General features: G+C 68.1%; 13 protein-coding genes. 10 read left to right on the forward strand and 3 right to left on the reverse strand.

Annotation, left to right across the window (positions count from 1 at the left end; genetic code table 11):
- Positions 1 to 4: 4 nt before the first annotated feature.
- On the reverse strand, positions 5 to 835 hold the full coding sequence (locus E3O57_RS03275; RefSeq protein ID WP_133159752.1) for a hypothetical protein: 831 nt from the start codon (positions 833 to 835) through the stop codon (positions 5 to 7).
- Positions 836 to 991: 156 nt separating this feature from the next.
- Between E3O57_RS03275 and E3O57_RS03280 the strand changes: the two genes are divergently transcribed.
- From E3O57_RS03280 to E3O57_RS03320, 9 genes are all read left to right on the forward strand, one after another.
- Positions 992 to 1,729, forward strand: coding sequence for a DUF72 domain-containing protein (locus E3O57_RS03280; protein WP_241990286.1), 738 nt, complete (start codon positions 992 to 994; stop codon positions 1,727 to 1,729).
- Between the two features lie 225 nt (positions 1,730 to 1,954).
- Positions 1,955 to 3,343, forward strand: a complete 1,389-nt coding sequence (locus E3O57_RS03285; protein ID WP_088455930.1) for an FAD-binding oxidoreductase — start codon at positions 1,955 to 1,957, stop codon at positions 3,341 to 3,343.
- 258 nt (positions 3,344 to 3,601) lie between these two features.
- A complete protein-coding gene (locus E3O57_RS03290) occupies positions 3,602 to 5,428 on the forward strand; it encodes an HNH endonuclease signature motif containing protein (RefSeq protein ID WP_103479091.1) in 1,827 nt (608 codons plus the stop codon).
- A 157-nt stretch (positions 5,429 to 5,585) separates the two neighbouring features.
- On the forward strand, positions 5,586 to 5,840 hold the full coding sequence (locus tag E3O57_RS03295) for a BatC protein (RefSeq protein ID WP_088455932.1): 255 nt from the start codon (positions 5,586 to 5,588) through the stop codon (positions 5,838 to 5,840).
- Complete coding sequence (locus E3O57_RS03300; protein WP_103479092.1) at positions 5,840 to 7,084, forward strand: cupin domain-containing protein; 1,245 nt, start codon at positions 5,840 to 5,842, stop codon at positions 7,082 to 7,084. Before E3O57_RS03295 ends, E3O57_RS03300 begins: the two co-directional genes overlap by 1 nt.
- Positions 7,081 to 7,983, forward strand: coding sequence for a sucrase ferredoxin (locus E3O57_RS03305; protein WP_103461938.1), 903 nt, complete (start codon positions 7,081 to 7,083; stop codon positions 7,981 to 7,983). The genes E3O57_RS03300 and E3O57_RS03305 overlap by 4 nt, the downstream gene beginning before the upstream one ends.
- 198 nt (positions 7,984 to 8,181) lie before the next feature.
- Positions 8,182 to 10,449, forward strand: a complete 2,268-nt coding sequence (gene pflB / locus E3O57_RS03310) for a formate C-acetyltransferase (RefSeq protein WP_088455935.1) — start codon at positions 8,182 to 8,184, stop codon at positions 10,447 to 10,449.
- Positions 10,450 to 10,495: 46 nt separating this feature from the next.
- Positions 10,496 to 11,380, forward strand: coding sequence for a pyruvate formate-lyase-activating protein (gene pflA / locus E3O57_RS03315; protein WP_088455936.1), 885 nt, complete (start codon positions 10,496 to 10,498; stop codon positions 11,378 to 11,380).
- A gap of 185 nt (positions 11,381 to 11,565) precedes the next feature.
- On the forward strand, positions 11,566 to 12,051 hold the full coding sequence (locus tag E3O57_RS03320; RefSeq protein ID WP_088457954.1) for an aromatic ring-opening dioxygenase LigA: 486 nt from the start codon (positions 11,566 to 11,568) through the stop codon (positions 12,049 to 12,051).
- An 80-nt stretch (positions 12,052 to 12,131) separates the two neighbouring features.
- Here E3O57_RS03320 and E3O57_RS03325 read toward each other — a convergent pair whose 3' ends face one another.
- Positions 12,132 to 12,695, reverse strand: a complete 564-nt coding sequence (locus tag E3O57_RS03325) for a hypothetical protein (RefSeq protein WP_133159753.1) — start codon at positions 12,693 to 12,695, stop codon at positions 12,132 to 12,134.
- Positions 12,696 to 12,921: 226 nt separating this feature from the next.
- On the opposite strand from E3O57_RS03325, the gene E3O57_RS03330 reads away from it, so the two are divergent.
- Positions 12,922 to 15,192, forward strand: coding sequence for a transglycosylase domain-containing protein (locus tag E3O57_RS03330; RefSeq protein ID WP_165787913.1), 2,271 nt, complete (start codon positions 12,922 to 12,924; stop codon positions 15,190 to 15,192).
- Between the two features lie 3 nt (positions 15,193 to 15,195).
- Here the strand turns inward: E3O57_RS03330 and E3O57_RS03335 are convergent, their stop codons facing one another.
- Complete coding sequence (locus E3O57_RS03335; protein ID WP_165787914.1) at positions 15,196 to 18,669, reverse strand: DNA polymerase III subunit alpha; 3,474 nt, start codon at positions 18,667 to 18,669, stop codon at positions 15,196 to 15,198.
- Positions 18,670 to 18,673: the final 4 nt, after the last annotated feature.

Genomic DNA, 18,673 nt, shown 5'->3' on the forward strand with positions numbered 1-18,673 from the left:
CGGCCTAGGCGATCTTGGTCAGGGCCGTGAACGACATGGTTGAGGATTGCCCGTTCTGGCAGGTCTGGTAGAGCAGGTCGTAGCCCCGCGGAATGTCAGCGGTGCTGTCCCGGTCGGCGTTGAGCATGACCACGATGCCGTCCACCCGGTAGGTTCCGGCGTGCACCCCGGTGAGGGTGATCACGGTGCCGGCGTCGTCCGGAAAGTCCTTGCCGCCGCACGACCAGTGCTCGGCGATGGTCGGAACGTCCTGATAGTGCGCGGTCACGTCCACGGAGCCGATGCACTGGTCGAGCTCCGGCGTCCAGCCCGTGGCGTGCACATTGTTGGTATACCTCTCGCGCAGGATCCGGTCTTGCTCGGCCTGCCACTCGGCCATGGCTGCGTTGACGGCCGCCACCGGCACGGCGAGGTCCTCGGCGACGCCGACGACGCCGTTCGCGGCACCGAAGTCGAACGCGGAGAGGGTGCGGGCGTCATCGCGCACCCCGACGCCCATCTCGAAGAGGGTGGTCGAGGCGGCCGACGATGCAGCGGTGCTCTCCGCCGACGTGAGCTCCTGGGCGGCCGCGCTCAGGCGCCTGGTCGCGGTATCGATGGCGTCGGCCAGCTCGAGTCTGGGTTGCTCGGTGAAGACCTTGCCCTCGCTCGCGGCCAGGGTGGCGATGGCATCGTCGAGCGCGGTCTCGCCATCGGTGACGGTTCGCGCGGCCGCGGCCTGATCACTCTGGAAGGCGGCAGCGGCGGCATCGTATTCGCTCTGGGCCGCCGCCAGGGAAACCGCCCGTACGACCAGGACGACAGCCACAACCAGTACGAGGGTGATCGCGGCCACGATCATCCGGGCGCGGTGGCCCGTCGCCCAACGCGCCGGTGGCAGGCGTGGGCGAGACCTGTGTCGAACATCCCCTGAAATCCGTGCCACCCCCGCTGCGTAGACGTGCCGGTCATGTCGCCGGACCGTGACTTGAAATACTACAGACCCGGTGTTATGACCGGACCGATGATTCACATCGGTACCTCGGGCTGGAGCTACGACCACTGGGAGAACGTGCTCTATCCCATCGGCCTGCCCGCAGCGAAGCGGTTGGCGTACTACGTGGCGGCCTTCGACACCGTCGAGCTCAATGCGAGCTTCTACCGGTGGCCCCGCACGACGGTGTTCGCGGGCTGGCACCGACGGTTGCCCCCGGGCTTTCAGATGTCGGTGAAGGCACCCCGGGGCCTGACCCACGCGAAAACGCTCTACGCGCCGGAGGTCTGGGCAGAGCGGATCGGCGCGGGCTGGCACGAGCTGGGCGATCGGCGCGGCGTTCTTCTGGTGCAACTGGGCCCAGGCCAGACCCGCGACGACGCACGCCTGGACTACTTCCTCGGCTCCCTTCCGTGCTGGATCCCGGTGGCGGTGGAGTTTCGGCACGAGAGCTGGCTCGACGACGAGGTCTTCGCCCTGCTGGAGCGGCACGGAGCCGCCTATTGCGTGATGAGCGGGGCGGGGCTGCCCTGTGTGCTGCGCGCGACCGCGCCCTTCGTCTATCTCCGGCTGCACGGCCCTGCGCATGACTCCCTCTACGCGGGGTCGTATTCCGATGCCGACCTGCGGTGGTGGGCAGGCCGCATTCGAGAGTGGTCGGCCCAGGGCCGGGAGGTGTTCGCCTACTTCAACAACGATGGCGACGGCAACGCGGTGCGGAATGCCTGGGCGCTGCGCGCGGAACTCGGGGTGTGACGGAACACGGTTCCCCGGGTCACAATGCCCGCACAAGGCCCCTAGCGCCCGCGGCGAGGGTGAGATATGCAAAGCGGTATGGACGCCCAGAATTACCGGGCCGGCCTTGCCAAAGCGCGGGTCACGGTGAAATCACCTGCATAGAATTGTGGCCCCGGGCGCGGTCTGACGAGTGAGCGCGTCGATGAGGCACCGGTCGACGGTGCGATTCCAGCAGAGGTATTCATGACCGAGACCCACGTCGCGTCCACAGTTGTCACCGAGCTCTCCGCCGTGCTCTCCGCCGCGCAGATCGTGACGGGTCCCAGCACCGAGAGCAACCGTCGGGACCAGTCCGAAGGAACCTTCAGCGGTGAGCCGCTGGCCGTGGTCTTTCCGGCCAGCACCGAGGAGGTCGCCGCGGTCGTCACCATCGCAGCCGCCCACCGCATCCCGATCGTGCCGCAGGGAGCTCGCACCGGGCTGGCCGGCGGGGCGAACGCCATCGACGGCGCCATCGTGCTGAGCACCACCCGGCTCAAGAAGATCCTGGCCGTCGATGCCGCAAACCAGACCGCCACGGTGCAGGCCGGCGTGCGCACCATCGCGCTGGCCCGCGCAGCCGAGGCCGTTGACCTGTTCTACCCGCCGGACCCCGGCTCGTGGCGCGCCTCGACCATCGGCGGCAATGTGGCCACCAACGCCGGCGGGATGCTCTGTGTCAAGTACGGCGTCACCGGCAACTTCGTGCGCCAACTCACGGTGGTGCTCGCCGACGGGTCGATCGTGCGCACCGGGCAGCGCACCATCAAGGGCGTCGCCGGTTACAACCTCACCGCGTTGCTGGTGGGCTCAGAAGGAACCCTGGGCATCATCACCGAGATCACCGTGGGCCTGTTGCCCAAACCCGGCAGCCCCTCCGGCGTGGCGGCGACCTTCGCCAACACCGCGGATGCGCTGGCGGCCGCCAATACGATCGTTGCCGGTGACCGCCGGCCGAGCGTTGTCGAATTCCTCGACGGTGCCTGCATCGCCGCGATCAACGCGTTCGATCCGGCCTCGACTCTGCCGGCCGGGGCCGGCGCGCTGCTGCTTGTGCAGTCGGACCAGATCGGCCAGGCCCACGACGACGTCGAGGTCTACGCCGAGGTGCTGCGAACCGCCGGAGCCGGCGTGGTCACCATCGCGCACGATGCCGAGTCGCTCGAGCGGCTGATGAGCGCGCGGCGTCTGCTGCACCCGGCCGTGCAGGCCGTGCGTGGCGGCTGCCTGAACGAGGACATCACGGTGCCACGCTCCCAGCTCGGCGCCCTGCTGCAGGGTCTGGCCGAGATCTCCCGGGAACTCGACGTGCCCATCAGCACCGGCGGCCACGTGGGCGACGGCAACCTGCACCCGGTGATCGGCTACGACCCCGAGGTGCCCGGTGAGATCGACAAGGCGCACGCGGCGTTCGCCAGGGTGATCGACCTGGCGATCTCGCTCGACGGGTCGGCGTCGGGGGAGCACGGAATCGGTGTTCTCAAGCGGGCGCACCTCGATGACGAGCTCGGCCCGGTGCTGCGCGACCTGCAGTTGCGGGTGAAGGCGGCCTTCGACCCGCACTCGATCCTCAACCCCGGCAAGAAGCTCTAGGGCGTCGGCCCGCGCGCGAGGTCCGAGCGCTGGTCGGGCGCGGGAGTGTTCTATCCCCGCTTGTCGTGCCTGTCGATTTCGTGGTGACCATGCCGAATCCGAACCCGCAACCCGTCTTCGACAACGTGCCCGTCCCGTCAGTCGAGCCTGTCGAGACCCCCGAGCCATCCTCTGCAGTGCGGAAATATTTTCGATATCCGTTCCAGAACTTGCTGATATTTCCTCGCATATAGGTGCGATTCGTGAGAGAATGGGGGTATGGACGACGAGCTGGATAGTGGCTCCACCGCACCGATGGGATCTTCTCCCACCGGGTCGAACCTGCACGACTGGAATACGGGCCTGGCCGGCCCGGATCCCCTCACGGCACTGGATGCCGCCATCCTCGCCGACACGACCGACATGAAGGCCGACACTGCGGCCGGTCCTGCGGCTGGCCCTGCCACGGGCTCGTCCCGTCCCGGCCAGACCGGTCGGGGCCGCTCTAAGCCACGGCCTGAGTGGAGAGACCCGGCCGAGCTGCCCGGGGTGCAGCGCGCTCACACCGGCGCTTTCGGTCAGAAGCTCCAGGCGTTGGATGACGCGGCGCGGACGGTGATGGCGGTGATGGACTCCATCGACGTGAACGCGTTGAGTGACCCGGAGGTGGTCGCGTTGACGCAGATGGTCGAGCGCACCGGCCGGCCGCTGGACGCCGCCCGGGTGGCCACCGCGACCGTGGTCGGTTACCGGTCCCGCACGGGGCTGGGCACCGAGTCGTTGGCCTGGCGGTTGGGGGCGTCGCACCAGAATGATCTGCTGATCGGGCTGACCGGCACGTCGGTGCCGGAGATGAAACGGCGGGTGAGCCTGGGTGAGAAGGTCGCACCGCGGATGCTGGGCGGCACGGTCCTCGAGCCCGAGTTCCCGTTCGTGGCCGCGGCACTGACCGCCGGGGAGATCGGCATCGATGCGGCCGAGAACATTGTGAAGGGTTTGGCCGACTACAAGGTGCACGGCCGGTTCGATGCCGACCAGTCGCTGGTGGACGGTGGTGAGGCCGAGTTGGTGGAATCGGCAACCGGGTCGGTATTCGGCCGCACCCCCGGCCCCGGCGACATCGCCACCGCCACCGATGCCGATGACGCCGGCGCCGGCGCCGGCGCCGGAATAGTCTGCACGGGGCCGGTCCGGCGTCTGGGTGCGTCGGCGGGGTTCACCTTCCCGGCGGACCGGATTCGGGAGATGGCGGCGACGTGGCAGGCGGTGTTGAACCCGGACGGGGCCGCGCCCACCGCGGAGATCCTCGAGGCCAAGTCCACGTTCTCGTTCGGCAAACTCAGCCAAGGCCTGCACCCGCTGCGCGGCGGGGTGCCCCCGGAGCTCAAGGGCATCATGCAAAACCTGTTCAACACGTTCCAGTCCGCGCGCAGCGCACCCGCGTTCCCGTCCGCGGACGAGCAGCAGCGCATCGAGGCCGGCGAACTCGTGCCCGGCGAGATCCTCGATGAACGCGACGGCGGTCAGAAACGTGCCGATATTCTCCGCGGCATCCTCGTCCAGGTCGCCCAAGACCCCCGCACCCCGACCATGGGCGGGATGCCACCGACGGTGATGGTGCACGTGAACGCAACCGACCTCGTCAACGGCGTCGGCGTCGGTTGGATCGACGGCGTCGATGGCCCCGTCTCGATGAAAACGATCAACCAGATGGTCGACAACGGCGGCTTCCGGCCGATCTTCTTCGGCGGCACCGGCGCCGTCCTCGCCCTGGGCGACAAAGTCCGCTGCTTCACCCCGCTGCAACGCACAGCGATCACCGCCCGAGACGGCGGCTGCATCATCCCCGGCTGCACCTGCCCACCCCAATGGACCGAAGTGCACCACGTGACACCGTGGCAAAACGGCGGCCCCACCAACGTCAGCAACGGGGTTTTGCTGTGCTGGTATCACCACCACAACATCGACACCTCCGGATGGCACATCCGCATGGTCCTAGGCATGCCCGAAGTCAAAGCCCCACACTGGATCGACCCCACCGCCACCTGGCGAAAACCACCCCAACACCGCGCGCACGACCCCAAATGCCGCCGGCAAGACGAGTAGCCGCGGCATGAGGGCGCCCGAGTCCGGATTCTGGGTCACCAGGCCTGACGGGCTCAACCGACGGTGATTTGTTGCTGGCCCTGCCATCGGGGCGGCCCGCGACGTACTATCGCCTTGGGCGTCAGCCGGCGCCCGGTTACGGCTACGGAGGTATGCAGTGGGCATCAATGACGACGACATCACCACATCCGGCGCGGATGCGAACGAAGGCACGGCCGATGGCGGCGCCAACCCGGCGGGCCACGACGGCGGTGCCGACGGAACCGCGGACGCCGGAGAGGGCACCGCGGACGGCGGAGCCAACCCGGCAGGCCACGACGGTGGCGCTGACGGCTCCGCCTCGAGCGAGGGCGTCGCAGACGGCGGCGCCAACCCCGAAGGTCACGACGGCGGCGCCGACGGAACCGCCTGATGACGAGCGAGGGGCGCGGGGCGAGCGATCGTCCCGCGCTCGCGCGCTTGCTCGAGGTCACGCCGGATGAGTTCGCCACGGACTACTGGGACCGTCGGCCGCTCTTCACCCGCGCGGCCGCCCTGCGGGGCAGGTTCGATGACCTCTTCACCGCAGACGCCGTCGACGAGCTGGTCACCCACCGTGGTCTGCGCACGCCGTTTGTGCGCATGGCGCGGCAGGGCACCGTACTCGACCCCGGCCGGTACACCGCACCGGGCGGCCTGGGCGCTGAGATCGCCGACCAGGTCAGCGCCGACAAGGTGCTCGACGAGTTCACCGACGGAGCCACCCTGGTCCTCCAGGGGCTGCACCGCACCTGGCCGCCGCTGGCCGAATTCACCCGGCAGCTCACGAGAGACCTCGGGCACCCCGTTCAGGTGAACGCCTACGTCACCCCGGCCGCCGAGCGTGGCTTTGACCCGCACTACGACGTGCACGATGTGTTTGTTCTCCAGATTGCGGGGGAGAAGCGCTGGCGCATCCACCCTCCGGTGCACCCGCGCCCACTCCGCGACCAGCCGTGGACCGATCATCGCCGTGCGGTGGAGCTATGGGCCGAGGACGAGCTGGCCATCGACGAGGTCTTCAGGCCGAACGACGTGCTCTACCTGCCCAGAGGCTGGATCCACTCGGCGACGGCGCTGGGCGGCACCTCGATCCACCTGACCATCGGCGTCGCCGCCCTCACCCGCCACGATGTGCTGCGCGAGGCCGTCGCGCACGCTGCGGCCGCCGAGAGCCTGCGCGCCGCCCTTCCCCTGGGTGTCGACCTCACGGATGCGGCGACCGTCGGCGCCCTGTTGGCCGACACCGTCGACGACTTCAGCCGGTTCACGGGCGCGGATGCGGCCCCGGCCGAGGCGGTGTCCCGGCGACTGGCCGGGCGCCTTCGGGCGTCCACCCGGGCCGAGCCGATCGCCCCGCTGGCGACCACGGCGGCCGCCACCGCACTGCACGAGGCCACCACCGTGAGCCTGCGGCGGGGACTCGGCGCCCGGTTCCGGGAGGGCCCGAACCCCGGTGACGTCTCCCTCGTGCTGCCGGACAAGACCGTGACGCTCCCGGGGGAGGCCGCCGACGCCCTGACCCAGATCCTCACCGGGCACCCCGTGCAGGCCGGCGGCCTGGCCGGGCTGGATGCGGCGTCCTCCCTCGTGGTGGCCCGGCGCCTGGTGCGCGAGGGTGTCCTGGTGGTGCGATGAGCCTCCCCTCCGCCCCGGGCTGGCTGCCGTGCAGCGATCGGTCGCTGGAGCGCGGCGATCCGCTCCCGGGTACGGCCGGCTATGGCGAACGCTGGTTCCTCGTCGAGATCGACGGGGCCTGGGGCGCGCACGCGTTCCTGCAGTCGCCGCTGGACCCCGCACTCGCCCGGGCCCTGGTGACCCGCATCGAATCCGCGGGCATCCGCCCGCTCGCCATTCGTCGAACCGGCCGCACCGCGCACCAGCGCCGCGCCCAGACCGAATGGCGGTGGGCGGCCGTTGACGCCAGGGTCGGACACGAACGGGTGCACTGGGGGGTGGTGACCGATCCCGCCGATCTGTTGCAGGTGCCGTTGGACGGTGCGACCGGTGCGCCGTCGACCGAGCCGCTCATCTGCGTGTGCACCCATGCCCGGCACGACCAGTGCTGCGCCGTGAAGGGCCGGCCGGTGGTCACCGCCCTCGCCCAGGCCTATCCGGCCGCCACCTGGGAATGCTCGCACCTGGGCGGAGACAGGTTCGCGGCCACCCTGATCCTGTTCCCGCACGGGTTGTACTACGGCCGGGTGACCGGCGCCGAAGCCCCGGACCTCGTCGACGCCTACCTCGACGGCCGTATCGAACCGCGCTGGTTCCGGGGCCGCAGCTCGCTGCCCAATGTGGTGCAAGCGGCTGCCGCGTTCGCGCGGGCGAACCGGGGCGACGACCGCATCGACGCCTTCGACTACAGCTCCTGGACGGAATCAGGGGGAGTGCACACCGTGAGCTTCATCCACGGCGATGAACGGCTCGCGGTGAAGCTCGCCGAGAGCCTGTCGGCGCCGCTGCTCAGCACCTGTGCGGCCAGCACTGCCCGGCCGGTGCGGGAGTTCGAACTGCGCTCGATAACCCCGGGCTGACACCCCCCAACTGGAGGTGAATACGGGACCAAGGTCCCGGTTTCGGGCCCCACTCGGAGGGTAGTGTTCCCAATAGAGGGCGAATCACCGGCACCGTGGCACTAGCTGGTACCTCGTGGTCCTGCTCTCATGGCCCGCACGGTGGGATAAACACCCAGTCAGCGGGAAAGCCTCGATCCTACAAGGAGAGCACACCATATGACCGTCACAGATGGCATCCGAAGCGACCAGCAGGGTCTTGCAGAAACCGGCGCCGCCGAATTCGTCAGCGGCCCGTGGCAGGACTCGATCAACCTGCGCGACTTCATCCAGCGCAACTACACGCCGTACCTCGGCGACGCGAGCTTCCTCGCCGGCGCCACCGAGCGCACCACCGGCATCTGGGCAAAACTGTCCGCGATGTTCCCGGTCGAGCGCGAAAAGGGTGTCTACGACATCGACGCGACGACCCCGTCGTCCATCACCGCGCACAAGCCCGGCTACATCGACGAGGCCAACGAGGTCATCGTCGGACTCCAGACGGATGCGCCGCTCAAGCGTGCGATCATGCCGTTCGGCGGCTGGCGCATGGTCGCCACCTCCCTCGAGACCTATGGCTACCCCGTGTCGCCCGAGCTCGAGACGATCTTCACCGACTACCGCAAGACCCACAACACCGCGGTCTTCGACGTCTACCCTCCCGGTGTGCGTCGTGCGCGCAGCAGCCACCTGATCACGGGACTCCCGGATGCCTACGGCCGCGGCCGCATCATCGGTGACTACCGCCGTGTCGCCCTCTACGGTGTCGACGCGCTGATCGCCGGCAAGAAGAACGACCGCGCCGAGCTGGACATGGAGCCCTCGACCGAGGACATCATCCGTGCCCGCGAGGAGAACTCGGAGCAGATCCGGGCCCTCAAGGAACTCGTGCAGATGGCAGCCAGCTACGGCTCCGACATCTCCAAGCCCGCCACCACCGCCAAGGAAGCCGTTCAGTGGCTGTACTTCGCGTACCTCGGTGCGGTCAAGGAGCAGAACGGTGCGGCAATGTCGTTCGGCCGCAACGCGGCCTTCCTCGACGCCTACATCGAGCGCGACCTCAAGGCCGGCACCCTGACCGAATCCGGCGCCCAGGAGCTCATCGACGACCTCGTCATCAAGCTGCGCATCGTCCGGTTCCTCCGCACCCCGGAGTACGACGACATCTTCGCCGGCGACCCCACCTGGGTCACCGAGTCGCTCGCCGGCATCGGTGAAGACGGTCGCCCGCTCGTCACCAAGACCGCGTTCCGCTTCCTGCAGACCCTGTACAACGTGGGCCCCGCACCCGAGCCGAACCTGACCGTGCTGTGGAGCGACAAGCTGCCCGAGGGCTTCAAGCGCTTCTGCGCCCAGGTCTCGATCGACACGTCGGCCATCCAGTACGAGTCCGACGACCTCATCCGCAACGAGATGGGTGACGACGCCGCGATCGCATGCTGCGTCTCGCCGATGCGTGTCGGCAAGCAGATGCAGTTCTTCGGAGCCCGCGTCAACGCTGTCAAGGCGCTGCTGTACTCGATCAACGGCGGCCGCGACGAGGTGTCCGGCAAGCAGATCGCACCGGCCACCGCAGCGAACACCGACGAGGTCCTCGACTACGACACCGTCTTCCCGGCCTACCTCGAGACCCTCGAATGGCTCGCCGAGACCTACGTCACCGCGCTGAACTGCATCCACTACATGCACGACAAGTACGCGTACGAGCGCCTCGAGATGGCCCTGCACGACCAGAAGATCATCCGCACCCTGGCCTGCGGCATCGCCGGCCTGAGCGTGGTCGCTGACTCGCTGTCCGCCATCAAGTACGCCACGGTCCGTCCGGTGCGCGACGAGACCGGTCTGGTTGTCGATTACACCGTCGAGGGCGAGTTCCCCGCCTTCGGTAACGACGACGACAGGGTCGACGCCATCGCGATCGACGTCATGGAACGCTTCATGACGATGATCCGCAAGCACCCGACCTACCGCGACGCCATCCACACCCAGTCGATCCTGACGATCACGTCCAACGTGGTCTACGGCAAGGCCACCGGCAACACGCCGGACGGCCGTCGCAAGGGTGAGCCGTTCGCACCGGGTGCAAACCCGATGAACGGCCGCGACACCCACGGCATGCTCGCGTCGGCACTCAGTGTCGCCAAGCTCCCGTACAGTGAAGCGCAGGACGGCATCTCGCTGACCAACACCGTCGTTCCCAGTGGCCTCGGTCACACCAAGGACGAGCAGGTCACCAGCCTGGTCGGACTGCTCGACGCGTTCACCTCGGCCAGCGGATACCACCTCAACGTCAACGTGCTCAACAAAGAGACTCTCGAAGACGCCATGGAGCACCCGGAAAACTACCCGCAGCTGACGATTCGCGTCTCCGGCTACGCGGTGAACTTCGTCCGGCTCACCCGCGAGCAGCAGATGGATGTCATCAGCCGCACGTTCCACTCGCACTAAGAGAACACCCTTACAGATGACCGGCAACGCTAGGTAGGACGAGACCATGACCGCAATCAACCTCGGCTTCCCTAGCGTTGCCTGTCCTGTAGTCGTCGAGCACGTCGACCTTTCGGTCGACGTGGCCGACGAGATCAGTGCCCTGAACGACGTCGACCGCAAGGCCGAACTGCACACCCTTGAAATGAAGGCAATCCGCGAGGGCACCGTCGCCAGCGTGCACTCCTGGGAGCTCGTGACGGCCGTTGACGGCCCCGGCACCCGCATGACCCTGTTCCTCTCCGGCTGCCTGCTGCGCTGCCAGTACTGCCACAACCCGGACACCTGGAAGATGCGCGACGGCTTGGTCACGCCCATCGACGACCTGGTCGCCCGCATGACCCGCTACCTGGGCGTCTTCAAGGCCACCAACGGTGGCCTCACCATCTCCGGCGGCGAACCGCTGATGCAGCCCGCTTTCGTCAAGCGGATGTTCAAGGAGGCGCACGCCCTGGGCGTGCACACCACCCTGGACACCTCCGGCTACCTCGGCAAGAGCGCCTCCGACGAACTTCTCGACAATGTCGACCTGGTTCTGCTCGACGTCAAGTCGGGCCTGCCGGACACCTACAAGAAGGTCACCGGCCGCGAACTCGCACCGACGATCGCCTTCGGCGACAGGCTCGCCGAGCGCAACATCCCGGTCTGGGTGCGCTTCGTGCTGGTGCCCGGGCTCACAGACGCCGTCGACAACGTCGAAGCCGTCGTCGACATCGTCGCGAGCTGGCCCAACGTTCAGCGCGTCGAGGTCCTGCCCTTCCACCAGATGGGCGAGGACAAGTGGGACCGGCTGAGCATCCCGTACCCGCTGCACGGCGTGCACCCGCCGGAGAACGACGTGCTCACCCGAGTGCGCGGCCAGTTCGAGGCACGGGGACTGACGGTCTTCTAGGAGTCGAGAAATCTGACACACCGACGAATATCGGCCTTACGCATATAAATGTGTAAGGCCTTTTTTCGCTCTGATCAGCACCTTAAGTGTTACGAATTTGAAGCCAGGGACTTTGTACCCTGACTGGGAAAACCGGATGCTGCCAGACTGTGAGCATCTTCAGAATCGCAACGAAAGGCAACATCGTGTCAACAGCAACCGTTCCGGCCACCACCCTGGGAGCCACCAAGGTCAAGGTCCTCAAGCTCATCGGCTGGGCCGGAATTCTCGGCGCCGTCGTCATGATCATCGGTGGAGGTGTGGTCTGGGGCGTTGTCAGCTCGCAGCTCTCCGCCGAGAAGATCACCGTCTCCGAAGACGCCGCGTTCCTCGCCGGCGCCCCGGTCGTCGGACCGTTCTCCGCATTCGCCCAGGCCGACATCATCAACCACCACGCGCTGGACATGGCCGAGGGCAAGACCTACGCCGAACTCGACAAGGAAGACCCGCTGCGTGCGACGGTCATGAACGCGTCGTTCCTGCGCACCTCGCTCTTCACCTCCGTGGTGTCGTTCGGTGTCTCGGCCTTCGCCATCGGCATGGGCGTCCTGTCCGGCCTGTTCGGTTGGGCCATCCTGACCCTCGCTCCGGCCTGGCCCAAGAAGACCACGGCCACGGGCGTTCGCGCGTAGTCGTACCCGCTTCACGAACGACCCGGCAGCTTTCGCTGCCGGGTCGTTTCGGGTTTAAGGGGGTTGGCTCGCTCTGGAGCTCAGTACTCGGTCGCGCCCTCGGTGTCTTCGCCCCAACTCACGATGCGCGCCGGCAACGGGTACTCGTGGGTGCCGCTGGCGGCCAACACCTCAACACTCACCACGCGGGGAGCCGTGGTGCCGGCCCGGGTCACAAACCAACCGCCGACGAGCACCACATCGCTCACCGTCGACGCGACAGCCACCCCGGTGACGGTGAACGGCCCGTAGGCCGGGTCGACGAAGAGCACCGAGATCAGGTCGCCGTGTGCCACGGCGGGTGCTGTGAGGTCCTGTTCGATGCCCGGCGCCTCATCCGCCGTCTCACCGTCGCTCGGCTCAAGGGCGCGCAGTGCCTGCAGGGACTTGTGCGGCTTGAGATTCTGCTCGATGGAGCGGCCGCCGACGGTGAGCGTCTTGACCGACGCGGAGATGAATGCGGTGCCGTCGATCGTGAAGGCGCCGTAGCGCTTGGTCAGGAACTTGGCGGACACGCCGGTTCCGGATTCGAGGGCGGCGATCGCATCCGTGAGCACCTTGACGTTGCGCCTGCTGGGCACATTGGGCATTGCCGGTCCGGCCATCTTTCCTCCAGAGAACGTGACACGCAACTCTAACGCCGCCCGAAACCCGCGCCGTCCGTCCAGCGGCGCACTGCCCCTGTTCGAGGGGTTCGGCAAGCCCCTAGCGAAGCGATCCCGAGCGGCATTGAGTGGATGACTACTGGCGCGATTGGGCGTGCCTGGTGTGTGGAGGGGCGGACGGCGGAACCATGGTGAGCACAGAATGGTGAGCAACGGCACAAACGGGATGAACGGAACCGGAGTCACCCCACCGCGATCCTTCGGAGGTGTGGTCGGCGGCCTGATCGGTCTGGCCGGGACGAGCGCCATTGCCGGGCTGTTGGTCACTGTGAGCCTGACACCGGTCGTTGCGCTCACCGGCGTGGCGGCGACCAGCACGATCAACGTCTTCGAGACCCTGCCGAACTACCTCGAGATCGAGCCGCTCGCCCAACGCAGCAACATCTATGCCACCGGCCCGGACGGAACGCCGATCCTGCTCGCGACCCTGTACGACCAAAACCGGGTCGAGGTCGGTTGGGACGACATCGGCCAGAACGTGAAGGACGCCGCGATCGCCGGGGAAGACCCGCGCTTCTACGACCACGGCGGCGTCGACCTGCAGGGAACCATGCGCGGCGCGTTGACGACGGCGTTCCGGGGAAGCGTGCAGGGCGGATCGTCGATCACCCAGCAGTACGTCAAGAACGTGCTCGTGCAGAAGTGCGAGATGCTCCCCACCGAGGAGGAGATCTCGGACTGCTACGCGGCGGCCACGGTGACGACGGCATCGCGCAAGCTCAAGGAGATGCGACTGGCGATCGGCGTGGAAAAGAAATACGCAAAAAACGACATCCTGCGCCAGTACCTCAATATCGCCGGCTTCGGCGGCCGCGTGTACGGCATCGAGGCCGCGGCCGCCTATTACTACGGGAGCACGGCGGCCGATCTCACGGTGGCGCAGGCGGCCAGCCTCGTGGCCATCGTCAACAATCCCGGCAAGTTCAGGCTCGACCGGCCGGCGAGCGAGACCAATGGCGTGGCCAATGGCTACCTGGACAACCGGCAGCGCCGCGACTACATCCTTGGGGAGATGCTCAGATACGGCAAGATCACCCAGGTCGAGTTCGATGAGGCCATGGCGGCCCCCATCGAACCGACCATCCACGAGCCCAGCACCGGATGCCAGACCGCCGGGGCAAACGCGTACTTCTGCGACTACGTGATCCATGTCCTGGCGAACGACCCGGTCTTCGGCGACGACGAGGATGCGCGGATCAAGAACATCCGCCGGGGCGGCTTCGACGTGTACACCACCCTCGACCTCGACCTTCAGAACGCCGCAGTCGCGACGATGAACGAGAACGTGCCGAAGACCCGCGCCGGCTGGGACGTGGGCGGTGTCATCTCGAGCGTCGAGGTCGGCACCGGCCGAGTGCTCGCCATGACGCAGAACAAGGACTACAGCCAGGACCCCGAGGTGCAGGCCACCGGGAGCAACTGGAGCAGCGTGAACTACAACACCGACTTCGTCGCCGGGGGATCCCGCGGGTTCCAGCCCGGCTCCACCTACAAGGTCTTCACCCTCGCGGACTGGCTGAACACCGGCCATTCCCTGGACGAGCGCGTCGACTCCGCGCCCAGATCACAATGGGGAACCTTCAACGACAGCTGTTTCGGCCCACAGAACTACGATTCGGAGGGCTGGAGCCCCAAGAACGACGCCAACGAAGCCGGTCGCAACTACAGCGCGCTGGAGGCCACCATCGGGTCGATCAACACGGGGTTCATCGCCATGGCCAAGCGGCTCGACCTCTGCGGGATCCGGAAGATGGCCGAGGCCTTCGGAGTGCACCGCGCCGACGGCGAACCGCTGAGCCAGAGCGCGGCATCCGTGATCGGCACGAACGAGATCGCCCCGTTGAGCATGGCCGTCGCCTTCGCCGGCATCGCCAACGACGGGACAACCTGCAGCTCGATCGTGATCGACCGGATGATCGGCGCCGACGGCACCGAGGTGCCCATCCCCGTCTCGCGGTGCGAGGACTCAGTGCTGCCGGAAACCCAACGTCAGATGGTGGCCGCTCTCAGTCAGGTGATGTCGAGGGGAACCGCCGTGCAGTCGAACACCGGCACGGTGCCCTGGGTGCCGATGTTCGGCAAAACCGGAACCACCGACAACGCCAAGGACACCTGGATGAGCGGAGCGAGCAGCAAGGTGGCCACCGTCGTCGGCGTCGTCACCGTCACGGGGAACGCCAATCAGCGCGCAATCAACTTCGAGAGCGGGCCCGCCGCCACCGCGCGGCACCGGATGTGGCCGGCCGTGATGTCGGTGGCGAACGCGAAGTACGGTGGCGATCCGTTCCCCGGGGTGTTCGTCACTCCACCGGCGGTCGCGGAGGAGGAAGACGTGGATGTGGACGTCGACGAAGACGTCGATGCAGACCAGGATCTCGGGGGCGACGACACCGAGCAGAACGATCCGGCACCTGACGTTCCCGAGGGGACCGACTAGAGATCACGCGCTCTGCGTCGACCACAGGTCGAATTCAGTCGTACCGGAGCCGGCCGCCCGCCGCATCGGCGGCCGGGCCGCCGCGGCCGCCGTTGCCTCGGCGACGGACGGTTCGGCGTCCAGCGCCGCCGCCCTGGCCGCCTTGAGAGCCTTGGCCTGTGCCCTGGCCCGGTCCCTGGCCACCGTGACGAGGTCCCACATGCCCTCACCCGTCACCGAGACCCCGCGGGCACCCGAGCGCCGGGTGCGGCCACGCACCAGCATCAGTTCGGTCTGGAAGACGCCGCCGCCGATGCGTTCCTGGGCGTCGTGGAAGAACACCACGTTGGCCACCGGACCGGTGCCGTCGTCGAGGCTGACGAACACCACCCGGCGCCCGTCACGCATCGGCGGGGTGTTCGTGGCCCGGCGCACGCCGGCCAGGAGCACATCGGTGCCGCCGGGCAGGGTGGCCAGCTGGGCGGCCGGGGTGACGCCGAGTTCGGCGAACAGCGGGTAGTACTTGCGCATCCGGTGGCCGGCGACGGCCAGACCGGTGTCGAGCAGCTCGAGGTCGGACTGGGTGCGCCCGCGCAGCTGCAGCGAGGTGACGGTGTCGAAGCGCGCACCCTCGTAGTCGAGCACCGGCAACGGAACCTCGAAGGCGAGCTGGTCATCGGCGATGGTGATGGCCGTGCCCCGCAGCGACTGGATGTGCGCGAGCAGCTCGTGCCGGCGGGTGCGATCGTGATCGATGAAGCTGTCCAACGCGCCGACGCGGGCGAGGGCCTCGAAGGTACGCCGACGGGGGTGCACCCGGTCCCGAAAGTCCTGCAGCGACGTGAACGGCTGGTGCCGCACGATGCGGGCGCGCTCGGCGTCGCTCGATCCGGAGAGCTCCGGCAGCGGCATCCGGATGCCCTGGCCCTCACCGACGGACTCCACCCTGTAGTCGAGGGCGCTGTGCTGTACGTCGAGGCCCAGAACCGGCACGCCGAGCACCCGGGCTTCGGCCACGAGCAGGTCTTTGGGCCACATGCCCGGATCGTGCGTGAGCAGTCCGGCCAGGAACGCCGCCGGGTGGTGGGTCTTCAACCAGGCGGACTGGTAGGTGGGCAGGGCGAACGCCGCCCCGTGCGCTTTGGCGAAGCCGAAGCTGCCGAACCCGGCCAGCACGGTCCAGACCCTGTCGATGGTGCCGGCATCGAAGCCACGGCCGAGGGCGTTCTCGCGCACGTACGCCTCGATCACGCTCAGCTGATCCGGCCGGCCCAAGTGCCGGCGCAGCACGTCGGCGTGACCGAGACCGCAGCCGGTGAGCTCGTCGAAGAGGCGCATCACCTGTTCGTGGAAGATGACGACGCCATTGGTCTCGCGCAGGATCGGTTCGAATCGCGGATGGATGTAGTCGGGTGCGACCTCACCGTGCCGAGCCTCGAGGTAGCGCAGCGGCATGTTGTTCTTCATCGGCCCGGGGCGGAACAGCGAGATCTCCACGGTGAGGTCGTTGAACACCTCCGGCTGCAGCTTGCCCACCAGCTCCATCTGGCCGGGGGACTCGATCTGGAAGATGCCTAAGGTGCGGGTGGAGCGGATGAGCTCGAAAGTGGCCGGGTCATCCAACGGCACCCGGTCCAGGTCGATGTGTTCGCCGGTGAGCCGGTGGTGTTCCTCCACGGCGTGCGCCATGGCCGACTGCATGCGCACACCGAGGATGTCGAGCTTGATCAGGCCCATCGGGTCCATGTCGTGCTTGTCGAATTGGGACATCGGCAGGCCCATCCCCGAGGCCTGCACCGGGGTGCGATCCAGCAACGAGGCATCGGAGAGGATGACGCCGCAGGGGTGCACCGAGATGTGCCTGGGCAACCTGTCGAGCCTGGCGGTGAGGTCCACGAGCAGGTCGAGCTGCGAGGACTCCCGCACCTCGGCGGCCAGCTCCTCCAGTTCCGGCTTCTCGGCCAGGGCCGCACGAAAGTCGCGGGCGTTGAACCGCCACATCTGCTTGGCGATCGTGGCGACCTGGGCGTCCGGCATGCCCAGGGCGAGGCCCGCGTCCCGCACGGCGCCCCGACCCCGGTAGGCGTTGGTCATCGACATCAGCGAGACCCGGCTGGCGCCGAACGTCTCGAAGACCTTCCGATAGATGTCGTGTCGCCTGGCCGACTCCACATCGAGGTCGATGTCAGGCAGAGTCTGTCGTTCGGGGGAGAGGAAGCGTTCCCAGAGCAGGCCGTTGCCGATCGGTTCCACCGACGAGGTGTGCAGGGCGTAGTTGAGCACCGAACCGACCCCGGAGCCGCGGGCCTGGATGCGGATGCCCATGTCGCGCACGAGGTCGGCGACGGTGGCCACGGTGAGGAAGTAGCTGGCGAAGCCGAGCGATTCAACCGTCGCCATCTCGTGGGCGAGCCTGTCGTGGGCCGCCGTGAGCCCGCGGCGCCCGGCGTCGGCGTAGCGCTCGTCGATGCCGTGACGGGCGCGGGCCCACAGCTCGGCGAGCGGGTCGCGGGTGACCCCGATCACGCTCGCCTCCGGCATCCGCGGCCGGCCGAGCCCGATGTCACCGACAGGGTCGAGCGCACAGCGTTCCGCGAGGTCGTGGGTGTCGCGCAGCAGCCGGGCCAGCGCTCCGTCGCTGTGCTGCCCGGCGTCGACCACCATGCGGGCCACCTGCCGCATGGCGGCCGCCGGCTTCAACCACGCTTGGCCGTTGACCTGCAGGGGACGGGCTTCGGTTTGGGTGTTCGGCGGCTGGGCCTGTGCTGGCTGGGCGAGCTGCGCGAGCGGCATGAGGTGCCTGGCCGCATCGGCGAGGTCGGCGGTCACCGCCTCCTCGGCGGTGCCATAGCGCACCGCGTTGCTGAGTACGGCGGGCAGCCGGGCGTACTCGGCGAGGGCGAGCATGCGCGTGGCCGGGGCGACGCTGCCCGGCATGCCCGGTTCGGTGAGATGGCAGACGACCTCGAGAGCGAGCGACTGGGGCGGCATGATCCGTTGCCACTCGGCGAGGGTCGCGCGGGCCAGCGGGTTGTCCCGGCGCTCAATCGCGTGGCCGACATCGGAGGCCGGGCCGAGCAGCACCGTCAACGAGTTCAGGCCGGCCAGCTCGGCGAGGCGGCTGCGCGGGATGCTCGGCGGGTGGCCGGGCACGCGCACCGTGGTCTCGTGGGCGCTGGAGACGGCCCGGCAGAGCGCCGCGTAGCCGCGGCCGGCACCGCCCTCACCAGCACTGCCGCCGTGCGCCAGCACCACCACCCGGCCGAGAGGTGCGAGGGTGTCGCCGTCGTGCACCTCGAGATCGGCGCCGAGCCCCGGGCGAATTCCGGCGGCCACACAGGCACGCACGTGCTTGACGGCCCCGTACAGTCCGTTCCGATCGGTGACAGCCAGGAAGGTCGCCCCGTCGGCGGCCGCCTGCCCGGCGAGGGCCTCCGGCAGGGTCACGCCATAGTGGGTCGAGTAGGCGCTGGCGACGTGCAGGTGCGGAAAACTCATCGCG

Origin of the sequence: Cryobacterium sp. TMN-39-2 (genome assembly GCF_004402745.1) — a bacterium.
GTDB classification, from domain to species: Bacteria; Actinomycetota; Actinomycetes; order Actinomycetales; family Microbacteriaceae; genus Cryobacterium; species Cryobacterium zongtaii.